General features: G+C 42.3%; 12 protein-coding genes, 3 tRNA genes, 2 rRNA genes and 1 pseudogene (1 of these 18 running past the window's edge). 6 read left to right on the top strand and 12 right to left on the bottom strand.

Features of this window, described 5'->3' with window-relative positions; genetic code table 11:
• Nucleotides 1-21: 21 nt before the first annotated feature.
• From MSC25_RS10230 to nudE, 6 genes are all read right to left on the bottom strand, one after another.
• Nucleotides 22-636: a trimeric intracellular cation channel family protein gene (locus tag MSC25_RS10230; protein ID WP_248443318.1), complete on the bottom strand. Its 615-nt coding sequence runs from the start codon at nt 634-636 to the stop codon at nt 22-24.
• Nucleotides 637-1283: 647 nt separating this feature from the next.
• Nucleotides 1284-1360: transfer RNA gene (locus MSC25_RS10235), tRNA-Met, on the bottom strand.
• A 181-nt stretch (nt 1361-1541) separates the two neighbouring features.
• Nucleotides 1542-1618 (bottom strand) — tRNA-Met (locus tag MSC25_RS10240).
• A gap of 78 nt (nt 1619-1696) precedes the next feature.
• Nucleotides 1697-1773, bottom strand: a tRNA-Met gene (locus MSC25_RS10245).
• A gap of 148 nt (nt 1774-1921) precedes the next feature.
• On the bottom strand, nt 1922-2713 hold the full coding sequence (gene cysQ / locus MSC25_RS10250; protein ID WP_004588670.1) for a 3'(2'),5'-bisphosphate nucleotidase CysQ: 792 nt from the start codon (nt 2711-2713) through the stop codon (nt 1922-1924).
• Nucleotides 2706-3278, bottom strand: a complete 573-nt coding sequence (nudE, locus tag MSC25_RS10255; protein ID WP_029772216.1) for an ADP compounds hydrolase NudE — start codon at nt 3276-3278, stop codon at nt 2706-2708. The genes cysQ and nudE overlap by 8 nt, the downstream gene beginning before the upstream one ends.
• Nucleotides 3279-3340: 62 nt before the next feature.
• On the opposite strand from nudE, the gene yrfG reads away from it, so the two are divergent.
• Nucleotides 3341-3988, top strand: a complete 648-nt coding sequence (gene yrfG, locus MSC25_RS10260; protein WP_004588668.1) for a GMP/IMP nucleotidase — start codon at nt 3341-3343, stop codon at nt 3986-3988.
• An 8-nt stretch (nt 3989-3996) separates the two neighbouring features.
• On the opposite strand, the gene MSC25_RS10265 is transcribed toward yrfG, so the two are convergent.
• Entirely contained in the window at nt 3997-4620 is a 624-nt protein-coding gene (locus tag MSC25_RS10265) for a dUTP diphosphatase (protein WP_248443319.1), read from the bottom strand.
• 105 nt (nt 4621-4725) lie between these two features.
• On the opposite strand from MSC25_RS10265, the gene MSC25_RS10270 reads away from it, so the two are divergent.
• Complete coding sequence (locus tag MSC25_RS10270) at nt 4726-5370, top strand: peroxiredoxin-like family protein (RefSeq protein WP_248443320.1); 645 nt, start codon at nt 4726-4728, stop codon at nt 5368-5370.
• Nucleotides 5371-5500: 130 nt separating this feature from the next.
• On the opposite strand, the gene MSC25_RS10275 is transcribed toward MSC25_RS10270, so the two are convergent.
• Together MSC25_RS10275 and MSC25_RS10280 are read right to left on the bottom strand one after the other, a co-directional pair.
• Nucleotides 5501-5869 carry a YacL family protein gene (locus MSC25_RS10275; protein WP_054983969.1) on the bottom strand — a complete coding sequence of 123 codons (369 nt, stop codon included), beginning with the start codon at nt 5867-5869 and terminating at the stop codon, nt 5501-5503.
• Nucleotides 5870-5982: 113 nt separating this feature from the next.
• Complete coding sequence (locus MSC25_RS10280) at nt 5983-6207, bottom strand: hypothetical protein (protein WP_004588664.1); 225 nt, start codon at nt 6205-6207, stop codon at nt 5983-5985.
• A gap of 311 nt (nt 6208-6518) precedes the next feature.
• On the opposite strand from MSC25_RS10280, the gene uvrD reads away from it, so the two are divergent.
• The 3 genes from uvrD to MSC25_RS10295 are packed head-to-tail and all read left to right on the top strand — an operon-like array spanning nt 6519 to nt 11629.
• On the top strand, nt 6519-8684 hold the full coding sequence (gene uvrD / locus MSC25_RS10285; protein ID WP_138579411.1) for a DNA helicase II: 2166 nt from the start codon (nt 6519-6521) through the stop codon (nt 8682-8684).
• Nucleotides 8662-10722 carry a GNAT family N-acetyltransferase gene (locus MSC25_RS10290; RefSeq protein WP_248443321.1) on the top strand — a complete coding sequence of 687 codons (2061 nt, stop codon included), beginning with the start codon at nt 8662-8664 and terminating at the stop codon, nt 10720-10722. Before uvrD ends, MSC25_RS10290 begins: the two co-directional genes overlap by 23 nt.
• 58 nt (nt 10723-10780) lie before the next feature.
• Nucleotides 10781-11629 (top strand): chemotaxis protein, encoded by an 849-nt coding sequence (locus MSC25_RS10295; RefSeq protein ID WP_248443322.1) that lies wholly within the window; start codon nt 10781-10783, stop codon nt 11627-11629.
• A gap of 49 nt (nt 11630-11678) precedes the next feature.
• On the opposite strand, the gene MSC25_RS10300 is transcribed toward MSC25_RS10295, so the two are convergent.
• Nucleotides 11679-12335: an NAD(P)H-dependent oxidoreductase gene (locus MSC25_RS10300; RefSeq protein ID WP_024031966.1), complete on the bottom strand. Its 657-nt coding sequence runs from the start codon at nt 12333-12335 to the stop codon at nt 11679-11681.
• Nucleotides 12336-12475: 140 nt separating this feature from the next.
• On the opposite strand from MSC25_RS10300, the pseudogene MSC25_RS10305 reads away from it, so the two are divergent.
• Nucleotides 12476-12568: pseudogene (locus MSC25_RS10305) on the top strand (sugar O-acetyltransferase); the annotation flags it as partial.
• A 370-nt stretch (nt 12569-12938) separates the two neighbouring features.
• Here the strand turns inward: MSC25_RS10305 and rrf are convergent.
• Nucleotides 12939-13053 (bottom strand): 5S ribosomal RNA (rrf, locus tag MSC25_RS10310).
• Between the two features lie 203 nt (nt 13054-13256).
• Nucleotides 13257-14432: ribosomal RNA gene (locus MSC25_RS10315) — 23S ribosomal RNA — on the bottom strand; it runs 1564 nt beyond the window's last position.

Below are 14432 nucleotides of genomic sequence, written 5' to 3' on the forward strand. Positions count from 1 at the left end.
TTAATGGTTTAATTAATTAGTTTAGTCAGAATATTTAAAAACGTGTACTGTGATTTGCCATTTAATAGCCGCAATACGAAGCAATAAGGTGGTTAGCATTGCCATTACCATGGCAAGTTCGGTCGCGAACGCAAAATAAATTCCCAGCGTATAAACTACACCGCCAGCAATACAGGTAATAGCGTATAACTCGCCTTTTAGCAGCATAGGGATTTCGCGAGCAAGCACATCACGGAGCATGCCCCCAAAGCAACCGGTAATTACACCCATAATAATCGCGGTCATATTTGGCATGCCGGCTAGTAAGGCTTTTTGAGTGCCCATTACCGCAAAAAATGCTAAACCAAATGCATCGGCAATTTGTAATGTGTAGTGCGGAATCGACTTTTGCTTGTTAATAAGCCGCGTGGTAATAAATACCGCGGCTAAAATAGCATAAAAAAAACTTTGATCGTGTAACCAAAATACCGGAACATCTAATATGAGATCGCGAACCGTACCGCCCCCAATCGCTGTTACCGCAGCTAATACTACAACACCAAAACCATCCATTTTCTTCTCGTGTGCGACCAAAGTACCTGTAACTGCAAACACAGCAATGCCGATTAAATCAAACCAGTGATAAAGTTCAGTCATGTGTAACAACCCAAAATTATTTGTGCCGTTTTAACATAAACTATACAAAGTTTTAAGTAATAACGTATTTTTAGAGAAGTTTATAATATTTATAGATATTACTCGGGGGTATAAATCTAAGAGTGCTTTATAGGGAAAGAAATATAAATTTCAGGCATAAAAAAACACGCTTTAAGCGTGTCGTTTCATTTTATGTATTTCAGTGGTTGCGGGAGCCAGAGCTTATGAAAGGTAAACCGACGACCTTTGCTGGCTTATACAGAGCTGAGACCGACGAGCTATCCATTTCACTGAATTTTAGACATAAAAAACACGCTTTAAGCGTGTCGTTTCATTCTATGTATTTCAGTGGTTGCGGAAGCCAGAGCTTATGAAAGGTGAACCAACGACCTTTGCTAGCTTATGCAGAGCTGAGACCGACGAGCTATTCATTTCACTGAATTTTAGGCATAAAAAAACACGCTTTAAGCGTGTCGTTTCATTTTATGTATTTCAGTGGTTGCGGGAGCCAGAGCTTATGAAAGGTGAACTGACGACCTTTACTGGCTTATAGAGAGCTGAAACCTACGAGCTATTCATTTCACTGAATTTCAGACATAAAAAAACACGCTTTTAGCGTGTCGATTTAATATAACTTATTATTTCAGTGGTTGCGGGAGCCGGATTTGAACCGACGACCTTCGGGTTATGAGCCCGACGAGCTACCAGGCTGCTCCATCCCGCGCCTGAAATATGTATACTTATTTAGCGTTGCTCACATTACAACGTGGCTGCCAACTTCCTAAAGGAAATTGGTTGCGGGAGCCGAATTTAAAGCGACTACCTTTGCGGCTAATGAAGAGCTGAGACCGACAAGCTTTTCTTTAACTAACATTTTACAGTAACCTCAAACCCCTGAAGGAAATTGGTTGCGGGAGCCGGATTTGAACCGACGACCTTCGGGTTATGAGCCCGACGAGCTACCAGGCTGCTCCATCCCGCGCCTGTATATTTTAAGTCTATCGACTACTTAATTTAATCTCTTAAGTTAGAGTTTACAGTAACCAAGCTTTTAAAAAATTGGTTGCGGGAGCCGGATTTGAACCGACGACCTTCGGGTTATGAGCCCGACGAGCTACCAGGCTGCTCCATCCCGCGCCTGTAATTTCTTTGAAATAGTTTCGTGTTAATAACGAGCCTGTTTCGAAGAGAGCGCTATAATATAGGAATAAACTTATATTGCAAGGCTTTAACTAGTTAATTGTGTTCAACCGAACAAAAAGCAATCAACAAGCACTATAAATAGCTATCTCTGATGTGGGCTTATCATTTTTTGAAACTCCCAATCTGGGTGTCCCATTACAATAAAGTCAGGATTTTCAGTGCTCTCACGCTGGTTATAAGTAAGCGGATTAAATTCTGCATCGGTTATACACCCGCCCGCTTCTTCTACAATAACTTGTGACGCGCCGGTATCCCACTCGCCTGTAGGGCCAATTCGTAAAAAGCAGTCGGCTTTACCCTCGGCAACTATACATGCTTTTAGCGAGCACGAGCCTACTGCAATAGTGGCAAACTGCGTATTTAAATACTGACTGACCGCTTCAATTTTTTGTCTACGACTTACTGCCAACGTTAGGTTATCGGGTGTTGCTACCGACATTTTTGTGTCGCTACCATTTTCTCGTTTAAATGCACCCTGATTAGCAGTAGCAAAGTAAGTGATCCCTTTTGCTGGCCAATGAATCACACCTAAAACGGGGTGGTTATTTTCAATAAGTGCAATATTAACGGCAAAGTCACCACTTTCTAAAATAAACTCGCCAGTGCCATCCATCGGATCTAATAACCAATATCGCTGCCAGTTCTTTCTTTGGGCAAGTGCCGGAATAGGCGTTTCTTCCGACATGATAGGAATGTCGGGCGCAAGCGCTTTTAAACCAGCAACAAGCACATCGTTAGACGCTAAGTCTGCTTTTGTAACAGGCGTAGAGTCTGATTTTTCTTGCTGGCCAATATCGTCTTTTTTATAAATAGCCATAATGGCATCGCCTGCACTTTGTGCAAGTTCAATACAAGGCTCTAGTAATTTATTCATTTGCAGCTCCAGACGCTAAATACTTATTTAATAATAGCAAAGCGGCAACACTGCGAGCTTCGGTAAAATCGTCTTGCTCTAATAATGACTGCCAATCTGTTAATGGCCACTTAACAACCACTAAAGGTTCGGGCTCATCACCTTCTAACGTTTGCGGATATAGTTGCTTAGCAAATAAAATATGCATGGTCGCGTTAAAGTAACTTGGCGCCATTGATACTACTTTTAGTGGCTCAAAAAATTCAGCACCAAAACCCACTTCTTCTTTAAGCTCTCTGTTTGCAGCTTGCTGTGGTGTTTCGCCAGGGTCTATCAAGCCTTTAGGAAAACCTAATTGGTAGTCGTTTGTGCCCGCGCAATATTCACGTACCAGTAGCATTTCGTTATCTGCAGTTATTGGTACAATCATTACAGCCCCGCGGCCACCGCCACGTATGCGCTCATACTGGCGCTCTTCGTCATTAGAAAACTTAAGCTCTAACGATTCAACAGTAAATAAACGGCTTTTAGCAACTACATTGTTACTAATAATTTGAGGCGGAGTTGGGTGCTTTTTCTGTGTCATTGGCGTTATTTTGCTATCATGGCAGTTGTGCTTAATCATAAACTTTTCACAAGGAAAAGCCCATGCTAAATTGGTCAAAAATCGATACCGTTTTACTCGATATGGACGGAACATTACTCGATTTACATTTCGATAGTCACTTTTGGCTTAACGTTGTACCAGAGCAACTTGCGCTCACTCGCAATATTACCCTTGATGAAGCAAAAGCCGATATGCACAAACGCTATCAAGCGGTAAGTGGTCAAATACAGTGGTATTGCTTAGATTATTGGCAAGAGCAACTCAATTTACCAATAATGGAATTAAAACGCCAAACCCAGCACTTAATAAAAGTACGCGAAGATGTGCCCCACTTTTTAACAGAGTTAAAAAAAGCAGGTAAAGAGCTAATTCTTTTAACTAACGCCCACCCTGAAAACGTCATGCTTAAATTTGAACATACCGCGATAGATAATTATTTAGATGGCGTGGTGTCTACTCATCAATACGGAGTGAGTAAAGAGCAGCAAAGTTTATGGCATCAAGTACAAAAAGACTTAGGGTTTAATAAGCAGCGCACTTTGTTTGTTGATGATAGTGTGCCAGTTTTAAATGCTGCCCGAGAATACGGCATTGAACATTTACTTGCGGTGGCCAACCCAGATAGCCAGCAACCACATAATGTAATAGCCGATTACTTAAACGTAACCGACTACAGAAACATAATCTAGCAGCTAGATTATTGTTGCGGGTAACGCGCCACTAGGCCTTGATATACTAACTTTGCAAAGTCGGCATGTTCGGTATCAAGGCTTTTAACGACTTCGACTAAATGCTCGTTATCTTCTTGGCCATTCCATACTTTGATGTAGCTGCCATCTTTGTAGCCATGATCTTGGCGGAAAAAGTTTAACGTGTTTTTACCTACGTAACCGCGGTATAAATCGTCAATATCCATCCCTATTTGCGCCATACACCCTGCAAACGCGGCCGCGTTAAAGGTTTTATTTGCAACTGCTGAAGCTGCTAATATTTCAAGAGTTTGTTTAAAGTCATCTGCGGCCTGTGGTGCGCTAAGTTCTTGTTCTAGCTGCTTAGCTAACTCTTCGTAAGAGGTTGTTCCGTCAATTTTTAACGACAAACCAAAATGAAATATATCAACCAATTCTAGAATGACTTGCTCGGTGTCTGGGGTTTGTTTTTTCCACCACTTCCAACCGTAATGATCTAGCATCTCTGCACACTCTACCCAAATGGCTCTGTACCACTCAAAGCCTTGGCTAAACCATTGAGCATGAACTTTAGTGTTCATGGCATTTTGCATTTCTAGCATTACTACTAGCTTATTTAAGTTGGCTGACATATTGTTTCCACTTGAGCTTTTAAATTACGCTTATGATACAGGCAAATAATAAAAAGTGCATTTTTGATCTATTATAAACAGCACATAAAAACAGGGCAGGAAATAATGATGAGTAAAGTGTTACTGCATACCTTGGCGACTATTGTAATGGCTGCTTTTTTAGTAACGAATGCGCAAGCAAGTACAGAAGGAATTGCTACAGCCCCCGAGCAAGTATCACCATTATTACCGGGCTTAAGCGTGCCTAATATAACGCTCAAAGATCAACATGGTAATAATGTAGAGTTACAAAAGCGCTTTGCTGAAAAAACAACGGTACTTATTATTTACCGCGGTGGTTGGTGTCCTTATTGCTCAAAGCAACTGGCTGATATACAAAAAATTGAGCAGCAACTCGCTAATTTAAATGCGCAAATTATTGCAGTATCGCCAGATAGTCCAGAAAAACTAGCCCAAAGTAAAATAAGTTCGCCAAATTATTTACTGCTTTCAGATGATAGCCTAACCCTAACAAAGGCCTTAGGTTTAGCTTATTTTTTAGATGATAAAACAGCTGCTATCTATCGCAATAAGCGCGGTGTTAACTTTGTTGATGCCCAAGGTAAGGTAAACGTCGCCTTACCTGTACCGGCTGTATTTGTAATTGATAAAAGCGGCGTTGTGTATTTTCAGTACGCAAACCCTAATTACAAAGTACGTTTAACAGAGGAGCTATTATTAGCTGGCGTTAAATCAATAGAAAATCAATAATTTGTAGATATATACCAATCGACTTAAATATTTAACCATTCTAGGGTGCTAAATAGAGCGCTATAAATGCCTAATAACTTAACACAATTGATATTACAAAAAAGGCCAACTAGGTTGGCCTTTTAAACATTTAACGCGAGCCACTAAACTCAGCCCACGACTCTATTAAATCTATAAAATCTTCAAAGCCACAACCACTCACTAGGCCATTTTCTTCAAGCATTAAGTCATCATCTTGATAGGCGACTAAATCTTCGCTGTCTTGGTGTAGAGCATGGGCTTCAAATAAGGCTTCGTCTTTAGAGAGTATTAAGTCTATCTCTTGGCCTTTTAACGTTATTGGCTCGTAACTTGTTTTTACCGAGCTAATAAGTGCTTGTACCATCGCGACTTTTTCTTTGCCAATTTCTTCGTTTAACCAGCGGCCAATTAGGGCATGCTCGCTGCTTATTTTAATGCGCAGCCCACTAATAGGGTCACGTATAAATTGATATTCCATAATTTTTACTTTTAAAACGCTAATGCACTAATTATACCCATAAATAGCCTTAAACACCGACCCTAAAACGCAAAATAGCGCCAATGGGCGCTATTAAATAGGTGACATAAAAGCTAACTTCGCGATCTAAAACGTGCAGCATCTATAATCGACCATAAATAAATAATAGGCACGAGTACGAAGCCTACTAATACATAAATAAGTGCGTAACTAATTATAATAGCTAGCGCAAAAAAGATAGCGGCTAAAATTCGCCCTTGTACCAATTGCCCTAAACCAGGAAAAAATATATTACACAACGCTGCAATAACATTACCGCCAGAACCTTGATCAGCCATACTCACCTCTGTAGTTAATTAATTTTAAGTTTTAGTTATTTACTTACTATCACACTTTATGCCAATTTATTAAAGCTTAAAAATCAAATAGTTAAATTACTACTAAATAACTGCTTTAGTATTTTTTACTAAATATAGGTCAATTTGATTATTTTTATTATTAATTATCGTTACTTAAGAGTACACAAAAGCGACTAAGGGATTAGTTTTACAAGTATTTTTAGAATAGCTGTTCATAAAAACAGTATTTTATTTAGCCTAACAAAAACACCTGTTATACTGCCCTCATTATTGATTGAAAAGGCGTAACGATGGACGTTTCTGAATTACTCGATGGCTTAAATGACAAACAACGCGATGCCGTTGCAGCCCCACTACAAAACATGCTGGTATTAGCAGGTGCTGGTTCGGGTAAAACACGTGTTTTAGTTCATCGTATCGCGTGGTTAATGCAGGTTGAGCAAGCATCAGCCTATAGTATTTTTGCAGTTACTTTTACCAATAAAGCCGCTAAAGAAATGCGCACCCGTGTTGAAGAAACCTTAAAAGCCCCTGTCGGTGGCATGTGGATTGGTACATTCCATGGTTTATCACACCGTATTTTGCGCGCTCACCATCGAGAAGCAAACCTACCAGAAGCCTTTCAAATTTTAGACTCTGACGATCAACTTAGAATGATCAAGCGCTTATTAAAATCAATGAATATTGATGACAAAAAGTGGCCCGCCAAACAATTTGGCTGGTACATCAGCGCTAAAAAAGATGAAGCTCTGCGCCCTAAAGATATTCAAGCCTACGATATAAACGAGCAAATGATGCTGCGTGTATATGCCGCCTATCAAGAGGCGTGTGACCGTGCAGGTTTAGTCGATTTTGCAGAAATACTGCTACGTAGCTACGAAGTACTTAAAAATAACCCTACGCTACTTCGCCATTACCAGCAGCGCTTTGCCCACATGCTGGTAGACGAGTTCCAAGATACCAATACCATTCAATACGCATGGTTAAAGCTACTTGCTGGTGATACACAAAGCATTATGATTGTAGGCGACGATGACCAAAGTATTTACGGTTGGCGCGGCGCTAAAATAGAAAACATTAAACGCTTTTTAACTGATTTTGACGCCGAAACTATTCGTCTTGAGCAAAACTACCGCTCAACCGCGACCATTCTAAAAGCATCTAATGCGCTAATTAAAAATAATTCAGAGCGCATGGGTAAAAGCCTTTGGACCGATGGAAACGAAGGCGAACCTATATCAATTTATGCCGCCTTTAACGAGCTAGACGAAGCTCGCTTTGTAAGCAGCAAGCTACGCAGCTGGTTAAATGCCGGTAATGCATTGCAAGACGCCGCTATTTTATACCGTAGTAACGCGCAATCTCGTGTACTCGAGGAAGCCATGCTTCAAGAAGGCTTAAAATACCGTATTTACGGTGGTATGCGATTCTTCGAGCGTCAAGAAATTAAAGATGCGCTATCGTACTTACGATTGGTAGGAAACCGCCAAGACGACGCCGCATTTGAGCGTGTAATTAACACCCCTGCGCGCGGTATTGGCGATAAAACACTTAGCCATATACGCGACTGTGCGCGTGCTGAGTCTCTGCCTCTTTGGTACGCAGCTAAAGCTATTGTTGAACAACAGCATTTATCTGGCCGCGCGGCAGGTGCAGTATCTAAATTTGTAGAGCTGGTTGAGCACATAGAAGACAAAATTAGTGACCTTACACTGCAAGAGCAAGCCAAATACGCTATTCAAACCTCTGGCCTTATGGCTATGTACCAAGCTGAAAAAGGTGAAAAAGGCCGAGCTCGCGTAGAAAACTTAGAAGAGCTTATCAGTGCCTGCGATCAGTATGAACTCCCCGAAGAAGAAGAGTTTAGCTCACCACTACAAGGCTTTTTAGCTTATACATCGCTTGAGTCTGGTGAAGGCCAAGCCGATGAACACGAAGACGCTGTGCAAATGATGACTCTTCACTCTGCTAAGGGCTTAGAGTTTCCACTTGTGTTTATGGTAGGCGTTGAAGAAGGCATGTTCCCATCGCAGCAAAGTAATGAAGAGTCAGGGCGCTTGGAAGAAGAACGCCGCCTTTGTTACGTGGGTATGACCCGTGCCATGGACAAACTTTACATAAGCCATGCCGAAAGCCGTCGTTTATACGGCCAAGAAAAGTACCATAGCCCATCGCGATTTTTACGCGAAATACCCGAAGATTGCGTAGAAGAAATTCGTATTAAAACACAGGTATCACGACCGCCTGCTGCTGGACGTTTTAGCGCATCAGTAAGCCATGCTGTATTTGAAGAAAGTGGTTTTAACTTAGGCCAACGTGTACTACACGCTAAATTTGGTATTGGCACTGTGCTTAATTACGAAGGCAGCGGCGCGCAATCGCGTGTGCAAGTAAACTTTGACGACCTTGGCAGCAAATGGTTAGTAACCGCATATGCACGACTTCAAGCTGTATAAGCACTGTGTTGAGCAATTAACGCAGCAACTAACTGGCGCTAAGCATCGTCAGTTAGTGCTTATTACAGGCCAGCCTACTTGGTGCTATGAACTATTAAGCGCGTTAACCCGTTCGGATGATGTAAAGCTACTTTCAAGCAGCCTTGCCAATGCAAGTTGGCCTGAGCATACTCATCAACTACTTGGGCAAGAGTTTCCTCATGCCGTTTATGATGGCTTTAGTGGCATTTACCCCGATAAACTCGCTGCATTAGCCGGCACCGTAAAAGCCGGCGGGCTTTTATTTTTATTACTGCCTGATTTACAACGTTTAGCCTCATGGCAAGACCCTGCGCTGCAAAGCGTGCAGTCTTATGGGTGTAGTAATCAGCAAAGCTATTTTAATTTACGTTTTTCTCGCCTTTTACAAACGCTACCTGCCATACACTTTGATGAACACACTACCTTTAAACAGCCGCCGCTCAAAAGCAATGTAACAAATAAAATTGAGTATCAGGCGCAGCAACAATGCGTTGAGCAAATAATTAAGGTGGCCACAGGGCGTGCGAACAGGCCTTTAATTATTAATGCCGACAGAGGGCGAGGAAAATCAGCCGCGCTAGGTCTTGCAGCCGCAGCATTACATGATAAAAAAATCATTGTATGCGCAACACAATTTAGAGCCACCCATAGCTGTTTTAAGCATTTAGCTAAAACCTTACAGGTGGAATACAAGGCTCAGCAAAAACATTTAGCTAATTTACAATACATGGCGCCCGATGCACTGCTTAATCAGTTGCCGCCATGTGATTTATTACTGATTGATGAAGCCGCCGCAATCCCTGTCCCACTACTGTTAGCCATGTTAAAGCACTACCCGCGCATAGTCTTTGCGAGCACCTTGGTAGGCTACGAGGGTAATGGCCGAGGCTATACCATTCGCTTTACGCAACATATTAAAGCAAATTACAAAGCGGCAAAAATTGTAAACTTAGAAGAGCCTTTACGCTTTGCCAAGGGCGACCCTCTTGAGCAACATGTACGCACACTCTTTGCTTTAGATGCACAATATAACGAATACCCACCCGCTTTAAATAACATTGAGCACGTTGAAGTCACTCAACAGCAACTCGTTGACAATGAGCCTTTACTGCAGCAAATAGTTGCGTTGCTAGCACTTGCCCATTACCAGAGCAGTGTTAACGATTTACGCCAATTACTTGATGCCCCAGCGCAAAGGCTGTTTCTTAGTAGATGCGACATGCATGTTGTGGGTGTGTGTTTAATAGCAGTTGAAGGCGGTATGGATGCAGAGCTAGCTAAGCAAGTAATCAGTGGTGAGCGCCGCCCACAAGGGCATTTAATGGCGCAATCGCTCGCGCAATTAAGCGCACAGCCAAGCTATTTAACAAAACAAAGCGCACGCGTTATTCGTATAGCTGTTGCACCTAACCTGCACCAACAAGGCGTAGGTAAAGCATTGCTAGCGCATTGCCAACATCAGCTAACCCCCACCTGTAGTTATATAGGTGCAAGTTTTGGGGCTACAGCAGGGCTTTTACGTTTTTGGCAATCTCAGGGCTTTAGTGCTGTAAAGCTAGGTTATCAGCGAGATAAAAGCACGGGTGAGCACTCAGCCCTCGTTATTAAAGCATTAGACACATCCACGCAGGGCTTACATACCTTAGCTCAGCAATTTAAAAGTGATTTATTTTATGGTTTATTAACGCACTTTAGCCAACTCGACAGTGAGTTAGTCAGTGAGCTAATAAGTAAATTTATCGATGAATCTAGCGTGCCCAGCCCACCTATAAACACTGCAATTAGTTCAATAAATCGCTTTAATACCGCGCCAAAACTATGGTATTTATTTAACCACTCCCCATCCTGCCTAATGGCAACTAAAAGCGAAGATCGCCACTTGCTGATACAAATGGTATTACAAAACCACAGTAATGAGCAGCTAATCAAGCAACATCGTTTAAGTGGAAAAAAAGCCTTAGAGCAACAATTTAAACTCGCAGTTAAGTCACTAATTAAAAAACCACACAACCTTTAAGCTATTTATCTATTTTGTTCTATCCTTAAAGCATTACAAGGCAATTAAAGATAAAGGTATGGAATTCATAAACTTTCAAGTGGGCTCTAAAACTATTTCACTTAAAATTCTCGATATTTTACTCACCGAGCGGTTTGATAATAACCTCACTACATTGCCAAATAACAATAAGAGCTTTATTGGTGTAAAAGACTACATGGAAACACCCACGCCGGTGTTCGACCTAGGTGTTATTTTAAATGGCAGCTCTACAGAGCAAAGTAATAAAAAAGCACTTAATGAGCTAAGAACCTGGCAAGCCTCGCTTAATGATTGGTTTAGCCAATTTGAAAAAAGCATCGCGCAACAGAGCCACGTAATAACAAACGATAAAACTCAGCTGCACAACATCGCCGTATTTTATAAAGAGTTTAAAACTGACAACAGTGACCTAAAAACTATCATAGAAAAACTTGATGAGCCTTTTCAAGCGCTAGTAACAGCAACAGATCGCGCAGTTAGTGCTCATAACGAGCAAGACTATAAACAAGCCAGTAAATATTTAGCGAGTATAAAGCGCAACAGCTTTATGCAATTACAACGACTGTTTGATGCGGCAAAAGAGCAAATAACACTCGATTATAAACCTATTATTGTTTTTACTACTAAAGATGGGCTCAACCCGCATATCGGATTACTAGTAGATAAAGTAGAGGACAATATAGATTATAAAAAAGAAGACATTAAGCCACTCGATAAATTAACCGAAGTAGGCTTTGATATAGACCCGCAAACCAAAGGCATGATGCGAGGGCTAATAAAGTTAGCCGAAAAACACAGTGTTTTAATAGACCCTAGCGCAATATTTAGACCTGATCATTTAGCACAACAGGAAGACGAAGAAACACAAGCGTATGGTTTATTCTAAACATAAAAAAGCCGAGAAGGCTCTCGGCTAATTAACTTATAGCAACACGTTATACAGTAGCTATAATATCTTCAACTGGTAAACGCGCTTTAGGTTTGCCAAAGTTCCAATCTTCTTCTTCAACTGGGTAGCCCATTGCAAGTGCCACTTCACAAATATGACCATCAAGCTCTTCGCTAAACTTCTCACCGATTAACTCTGGGTCAACACCTTCCATAGGCGTAGATGCAATATTTAAACGCGCCAGTGTATGCATAATGTTACCCAGTGCTAGGTAAACTTGTGCTTTAGTCCAGCTGCCATTGTAGCCATTTTCATCCGTATTCATTTCAGCAAAAGCGTAGGCACCCATAAAGCTTTCACGCAGTTGCGCTGGTAAGTGACCAGAGCTCACTTCAACATCCACACGTTTAACAAACTTCTCTTTAGTAAACTTAGGATCGTAAGCTAATAACAGCGTATGCGACGCTTCTTTAGCGTGTAATTGATTAAACTGGTGCTTGTTAGCAAATGTATCGTGCAAACGCTGCTTAGCTTCATCACTTTCTACCAATACAAACTTCCAAGGTTGAGAGTTGATTGAAGAAGCAGACAAGCGAATAGCTTCTTTAATTACGTCAAGATCCGCCGATGAAATACGTTTGCTCGTATCGTATTTTTTAGCCGTGTAACGGTTATGTAAGTCTTTAATAATTTGATGAGACATGCTCTTCTCCCCTTTGGTAAGGTATGTAAATACAAGATGGAGCAAGTTTATAGGGTTTGCTATCAATTGATAATTAGCAAAATACTTAAAAGACTTTCTAAAAAAATTTGATAATAGATCAAGCTCATACCTTTTGGAGTAACAGTGTTATTGGTGCGGGATCTGTAGTAACTAAAAATGTAGAGGCGGATACTGTTGTTGCTGGTAATCCAACTCGTGAGATAAGAACAATATATTTACCATACAAGGGTGTACGGCGAACCTTATCCGCGGGTTTCGTGATACTCAACCCACGCTACGGAGGTCGTGGAGACTGTGTAAAGGCAGGTATTTCTCTTTTCTGCAGACGTAAAAAGCCCGGCTCTTTCGAGTCGGGCTTTCTTGTATTTGAAGCCTGGCAATGTCGTGGTGCCCACAGCGGTAGAGAGTCACATAGCGGTAGAGAGTCACATAGCAGATGCTACATTATCATTGCGGGGAGTCGCTACGCTCGCCCGACCTACATTCTAGAAGTAGATGAGTGTGCATTAATTGTCCGCATTTCACTTTTCTGCGGACGTAAAAAAGCCCGGCTCTTTCGAGTCGGGCTTTCTTGTATTTGGAGCCTGGCAATGTCCTACTTTCACATAGCAAATGCTACACTATCATCGGCGCTGTTTCGTTTCACTACTGAGTTCGGCATGGGGTCAGGTGGGTCCAAAACGCTATGGTTACCAAGCAAATTAGGTGCAAAGGATTAAGGACAAGCACGTAGTGCTTCTTTTTCCTTTGCGCAAGGTGCCTCAATGTTAACGCTACGCGCTAAGAGTCACCTCATAAATCTGGAAAACATCTGATAATATTTTTTAAGTCTAAGTATTTATCTACTTTAGCTATTAACTTCTGTCGCTTGTTTCTGTCACAAAACGCGTTTGGCGTTGTATGGTTAAGCCTCACGGGTAATTAGTACAAGTTAGCTTAATGGCTCACACCACTTCCACATCTTGCCTATCAACGTTGTAGTCTTCAACGGCCCTTCAGAGACTTTAAAAGTCTAGTGAGAAATCATCTCGAGGCCTGCTTCGCGCTTAGATGCTTTCAGCGCTTATCAGTTCCGAACGTAGCTACCGGGCAATGCCATTGGCATGACAACCCGAACACCAGCGGTTCGTTCACTCCGGTCCTCTCGTACTAGGAGCAACCCCTCTCAATTCTCAAACGCCCACGGCAGATAGGGACCGAACTGTCTCACGACGTTCTAAACCCAGCTCGCGTACCACTTTAAATGGCGAACAGCCATACCCTTGGGACCGACTTCAGCCCCAGGATGTGATGAGCCGACATCGAGGTGCCAAACACCGCCGTCGATATGAACTCTTGGGCGGTATCAGCCTGTTATCCCCGGAGTACCTTTTATCCGTTGAGCGATGGCCCTTCCATTCAGAACCACCGGATCACTATGACCTACTTTCGTACCTGCTCGACGTGTCTGTCTCGCAGTTAAGCTGGCTTCTACCATTACACTAACCGTACGATGTCCGACCGTACTTAGCCAACCTTCGTGCTCCTCCGTTACTCTTTGGGAGGAGACCGCCCCAGTCAAACTACCCACCAGGCACTGTCCGTAACCCCGATTCAGGGGCCAACGTTAGAACATCAAAACTACAAGGGTGGTATTTCAAGGACGACTCCACAACAACTAGCGTCGCTGCTTCAAAGTCTCCCACCTATCCTACACATGTAGGTTCAATGTTCAGTGCCAAGCTGTAGTAAAGGTTCACGGGGTCTTTCCGTCTAGCCGCGGGTACACAGCATCTTCACTGCGATTTCAATTTCACTGAGTCTCGGGTGGAGACAGCGTGGCCATGGTTACACCATTCGTGCAGGTCGGAACTTACCCGACAAGGAATTTCGCTACCTTAGGACCGTTATAGTTACGGCCGCCGTTTACCGGGGCTTCGATCAAGAGCTTCGTCCGAAAACTAACCCCATCAATTAACCTTCCGGCACCGGGCAGGTGTCACACCGTATACGTCATCTTGCGATTTTGCACAGTGCTGTGTTTTTAATAAACAGTCCCAGCCACCTGGTCACTGCGGCTCCCGTCCGCTTAGAGAG

The organism is Pseudoalteromonas sp. 1CM17D (assembly GCF_023161805.1).
GTDB lineage: Bacteria > Pseudomonadota > Gammaproteobacteria > Enterobacterales > Alteromonadaceae > Pseudoalteromonas > Pseudoalteromonas atlantica.

Bases quoted from the DNA above. Each gene is read 5' to 3' on its own strand.
- MSC25_RS10290 (WP_248443321.1), top strand. From the start codon at position 8,662: ATGCACGACTTCAAGCTGTATAAGCACTGTGTTGAGCAATTAACGCAG.
- MSC25_RS10270 (WP_248443320.1), top strand. From the start codon at position 4,726: ATGATGAGTAAAGTGTTACTGCATACCTTGGCGACTATTGTAATGGCT.
- cysQ (WP_004588670.1), bottom strand. From the start codon at position 2,713: ATGAATAAATTACTAGAGCCTTGTATTGAACTTGCACAAAGTGCAGGC.
- MSC25_RS10265 (WP_248443319.1), bottom strand. From the start codon at position 4,620: ATGTCAGCCAACTTAAATAAGCTAGTAGTAATGCTAGAAATGCAAAAT.
- MSC25_RS10300 (WP_024031966.1), bottom strand. From the start codon at position 12,335: ATGTCTCATCAAATTATTAAAGACTTACATAACCGTTACACGGCTAAA.
- MSC25_RS10230 (WP_248443318.1), bottom strand. From the start codon at position 636: ATGACTGAACTTTATCACTGGTTTGATTTAATCGGCATTGCTGTGTTT.
- MSC25_RS10280 (WP_004588664.1), bottom strand. From the start codon at position 6,207: ATGGCTGATCAAGGTTCTGGCGGTAATGTTATTGCAGCGTTGTGTAAT.
- yrfG (WP_004588668.1), top strand. From the start codon at position 3,341: ATGCTAAATTGGTCAAAAATCGATACCGTTTTACTCGATATGGACGGA.
- nudE (WP_029772216.1), bottom strand. From the start codon at position 3,278: ATGACACAGAAAAAGCACCCAACTCCGCCTCAAATTATTAGTAACAAT.
- MSC25_RS10295 (WP_248443322.1), top strand. From the start codon at position 10,781: ATGGAATTCATAAACTTTCAAGTGGGCTCTAAAACTATTTCACTTAAA.
- MSC25_RS10275 (WP_054983969.1), bottom strand. From the start codon at position 5,869: ATGGAATATCAATTTATACGTGACCCTATTAGTGGGCTGCGCATTAAA.
- uvrD (WP_138579411.1), top strand. From the start codon at position 6,519: ATGGACGTTTCTGAATTACTCGATGGCTTAAATGACAAACAACGCGAT.